The 4,072-nt window shown below is 72.7% G+C and carries 4 protein-coding genes; all 4 read left to right on the forward strand.

The annotated features are described in order from the left end of the window. A partial coding sequence (locus DBR36_RS13855; protein WP_108320317.1) for an NAD(P)-binding domain-containing protein occupies window positions 1–1,061 on the forward strand: 1,061 nt, incomplete at its 5' end. 24 nt (window positions 1,062–1,085) lie between these two features. Further along, the gene (locus tag DBR36_RS13860; protein WP_108320319.1) at window positions 1,086–1,943 is read left to right on the forward strand and encodes a carbon-nitrogen hydrolase family protein; all 858 of its coding nucleotides are present in this window, start codon (window positions 1,086–1,088) and stop codon (window positions 1,941–1,943) included. 32 nt (window positions 1,944–1,975) lie between these two features. Next, window positions 1,976–3,079, forward strand: a complete 1,104-nt coding sequence (locus DBR36_RS13865; protein WP_108320321.1) for an MSMEG_0565 family glycosyltransferase — start codon at window positions 1,976–1,978, stop codon at window positions 3,077–3,079. Then, window positions 3,076–4,072 (forward strand): AMP-binding protein (locus DBR36_RS17860; RefSeq protein ID WP_219927660.1); only part of this gene is annotated, 997 nt, incomplete at its 3' end. The genes DBR36_RS13865 and DBR36_RS17860, both read left to right, overlap by 4 nt.

The following is a 4,072-nucleotide window of genomic DNA, read 5'->3' on the forward strand; positions in this document are numbered from 1 at the left end:
GCCGGCTCCCCGGCTACGCCTACGACGGCCCCGACCCCGACGGGTTCATGACCCGCGACGAGGTCTACGCGTGGGTGCGCGGCTACGCCGACAGCTTCGACGCGCCTCTCGCCGAGGGCGTCGAGGTGCGGCGGGTCGACCGTCGCGACGACGGGGTGTTCGTGGTGACGACCAGTGCGGGACAGATCACCGCGGATGCCGTCACCTCGGCGACCGGGGGCTACCACCGCCCCATCACCCCGTCGTGGGCCGACGACCTGCCGGAGCGCATCGTGCAGATGCATTCGCATCAGTACCGCCACGCGGGGCAGCTGCCGGGAACCGTGCTCGTGGTCGGCACGGGCCAGTCGGGCACCCAGATCGCCGAGGACCTGCACCTCGAGGGACGACAGGTGCATCTCGCCGTGGGGCGCGCGCCTCGCGTGGCGCGGTTCTACCGCGGGCGCGACTGCATGACGTGGCTCGCCGACATGGGCGTGTACGACCTTCCGGTGGGAGCGCAGGCCGCCGCGAAACGCGCTGCGACCAACCACTACGTGACCGGGCGAGACGGGGGCCGCGACATCGACCTCCGCCTGTTCGCGGTGCAGGGAATGGGGCTGCACGGGCGGGCGGTCGGCATCACCGACGGCACGCTCGCCTTCGACGACAGCCTCGCGGCCAACCTCGACCGCGCCGATTCGGTCGCCGAGTCGATCAAGAACGACATCGACGCGTACATCGACCGCGAAAGGATCGACGCCCCCGTCGAGGAGCGCTACCGGCCAGTGTGGACGCCGGCCCCGGGTCCCACCGTGCTCGATCTCGACGAGGTCGACGCGGTCGTCTGGGCCATCGGCTTCCGGGCCGACTGGTCGTGGCTCGGCGACCTCGACGTGCTCGACGCCCACGGGCACCCCGCGCACGAGCGCGGCATGACCGCGGTTCCCGGATTCTCGTTCGTGGGGCTCCCCTGGCTGCACACGTGGGGCTCGGGGAGGTTCCACGCGATCGCCCGGGATGCCGAGCACGTCGCGGCCGGGGTCGTCGAGGCGTCGCACGGCGTCCTCGCGGTGCGCTGAGCGGCCACCGCGTACTCTCGGGGAATGGCATCCGTGACGATGGCTGCGGTGGCGGCCCACTTCGGCCGCGACGTCGAGCGCACGCTCGCCAAACTCCCCGGCATCGTCGAGGACGCGCGCGGGCGCGGGGTGGACCTCCTCGTGCTCCCGGATGCCACGATCGGCGGCTACCTGCTCGACCTGCACCACCCGGTGGAAGAGGGGGACGGCATCCCGCACTCCGTCGAGATCGACGGGCCGGAGGTGTCGGCGATCGTCGCCTTGGCGGGCGAGATGACGGTGTGCTTCGGGATCGCCGAACGTGCCATCGACGGCGGCGAGGAGCGGCGGTACAACACGGCCGTCTGCGTCAACGGGGACGGCGTGCTGGGGGTGCACCGCAAGGTCCACCTGCCGCTGGGTGAATCGGAGGTCTACGCCGCGGGGGGCGACTTCCGCGCATTCGACACCCCCGTCGGCCGCATCGGCATGCTCATCGACTTCGACAAGACCTTCCCCGAGGCCGCCCGCTCGGTCGCCCTCGACGGCGCGCAGATCATCGCGTGCCTGAGCGCCTGGCCGGCCAGCGTCACCGACCGTTCCGACCGCATCCGCAACGACCGCCAGGCCCACCTGTTCGACCTCTACGATTGCGCGCGCGCCGCCGAGAATCAGGTCTATCTCGTGTCGTCGAACCAGACAGGCGTGCTGGGCGGCCTGCGATTCCTCGGGCAGGCGAAGGTCGTCGACCCCGCGGGCGAGATCATCGCCAAGACCTGGGCGAAGGGCGGTCTCGCCGTCGCCGAGGCGGACGTCTGCGCCGACGTGGCTCGCGCGCGACGCTCGCTCAACCACCTCGCGCAGCGCGCCGAACACGCCTACCGGCTCAGCGCGCCCGCGTAGACCCGGCGCGCTCGCCGCGGAAAGGACGACCCATGCGCATCGCGCAGCTGACGTACTCCACGAAACCCCGCGGCGGGGTCGTGCACACGCTCGCGCTTGCCGAAGCGCTCGCCGCGCGTGGTCACGAGGTCGAGGTCTGGACACTCGGTCGCGGCGACGACACGGCGTTCTTCCGTCCGGTCGACCCGCGCGTGCGCGTGCGGGTCGTGCCGTTCCCCCCGCTCGACGGTGAGGGCGTGGGGGAGCGCATCGAGCGCTCGATCGAAGTGATGGCTGCGGCTCTGGACACGGATGCCGACATCGTGCACGCGCAGGACTGCATCTCGGCGAACGCGGCGCTGCGCCGTGGCATCCCGGTCGTCCGCACGATCCACCACCTCGACACGTTCAGCACGCCGCAGCTGGTGGCGTGCCACGACCGCGCCGTGGTCGAGCCGGTCGCCCGACTGTGCGTATCCGATGCCGTTTCCCGCGAGGTCGAGCAGGGGTACGGCGTGCGCCCCGAGGTGATCGCGAACGGGGTGGATGCCGAGCGGTTCGCCGCCGCGGTGGACGCCGACGAGGCGCGCGCGACCTGGCGGGCGCAGCTCGGCGACTACGTCTTGGCGCTCGGAGGCATCGAGCCGCGGAAGGGTTCCCTCGACCTGCTCGAGGCATACGCCCTGACCCGCGACGCGCACTCCGACGTGCGTCTCGTCTTCGGCGGCGGTGAGACGCTCTTCGACTATCGCGAGTACCGCGAGCGGTTCGAGGCTCGCGCCGATGAGCTGGGCATCCGACCGACGATCCTCGGCCCGGTCGACGACGACGCGCTGCCGGCCCTCGTCGCGGAGGCCCGCGCGCTCGCGTTCGTCTCGACGAAAGAGGGCTTCGGGCTCGCCGCGATGGAGGCGCTCGCCGCCTCGACGCCGGTCGTGGCGCGTGATCTGCCCGTGATCCGGGAGGTGTTCGGCGACACGGTGCTCTACGCGTCGACTCCCGCTGAGATCGCCGACCGGCTCGACGCGGTACTGCGGGGCGCCGCGGCGACCGACACGGCCGCGGGGCCGGCACTCGCCCGCGCGCACACCTGGGAGCGAGCGGCCCAGGCGCACGAGCGGTTCTACGCACGCGTGCCGTCGCGGAGCACGCGGTGACCGAACGCTCGTTCTCGGCGATCCTCGCCGACCGCGCTTGGGCCGCCCCCGACGAGCCCATCGTCGTCGACGGCGCCGGCGTGATGACGGCGGGGGAGCTGGATGCCGCCGCCTCGGCGCTCGCGCACGAGCTCCTCTCCCGCGGCGTCCGTCGCGACGACACCGTCGCGGTGTCTCTGCCGAACGGGCGGGACGTGGTCATCACCTGCTTCGGGATCTGGCGGGCAGGTGCGACGCCGCAGCCGCTGTCGACCTCGCTCACCGCGGCGGAGCGCGCCGACCTCGAGGCGATCGCCCTGCCCGCCGCCGCCGTGGGCGCGCGGCCCGCGTCACCCGACGTCGAGTGGGTGTCCGGAGCGCGGGTCGAGCCATGGGCGGGCGATCTCCCCGACGTCGCGGCGTCGTGCTGGAAGGCGCCGGCCACCTCGGGATCGACGGGGCGGCCGAAGATCGTGCGCGCGGCGGCGCCGGCGACCCTCGATCCCTCGCGCCCGGTGGCAGCTTTCCTCCCGCGGGCAGCGACGCAGATCGTCGCCGGCCCGATGTGGCATTCGGCGGTCTTCACCTACGCGTTCCGGGGTCTGCTCACGGGGCACCGGCTCGTCATCCTGGATCGCTTCGACGCGAGCGCGTGGGTCGACGCCGTCGAGAAGCACGGTGCGACGTGGGGGCTGCTCGTCCCGACCATGATGGCGCGGCTGCTGCGCCTGCCCGCCGAGGCGCGGAGTCCCGAGCGCGTCGCGAGTCTCGAGAGCGTGCTGCACATGGGAGCGCCGTGCGCGCCGGCTCTGAAGCGGGCGTTCCTCGACTGGCTCGGCGCCGAGCGGGTCGACGAGGTGTACGCCGGCAGCGAGTCGAACGGCCTCACACGCATCACCGGAACGGAGTGGCTCGAACGCCCGGGCAGCGTCGGGCGACCGATCGGCGGCACGGAAATCCGTGTCCGCGACGATGCCGGGGTGGACCTCCCCATCGGTCACCGGGGTCTGGTGT

It is taken from the genome of Microbacterium sp. HMWF026 (assembly GCF_003061325.1).
Taxonomy (GTDB): domain Bacteria; phylum Actinomycetota; class Actinomycetes; order Actinomycetales; family Microbacteriaceae; genus Microbacterium; species Microbacterium testaceum_E.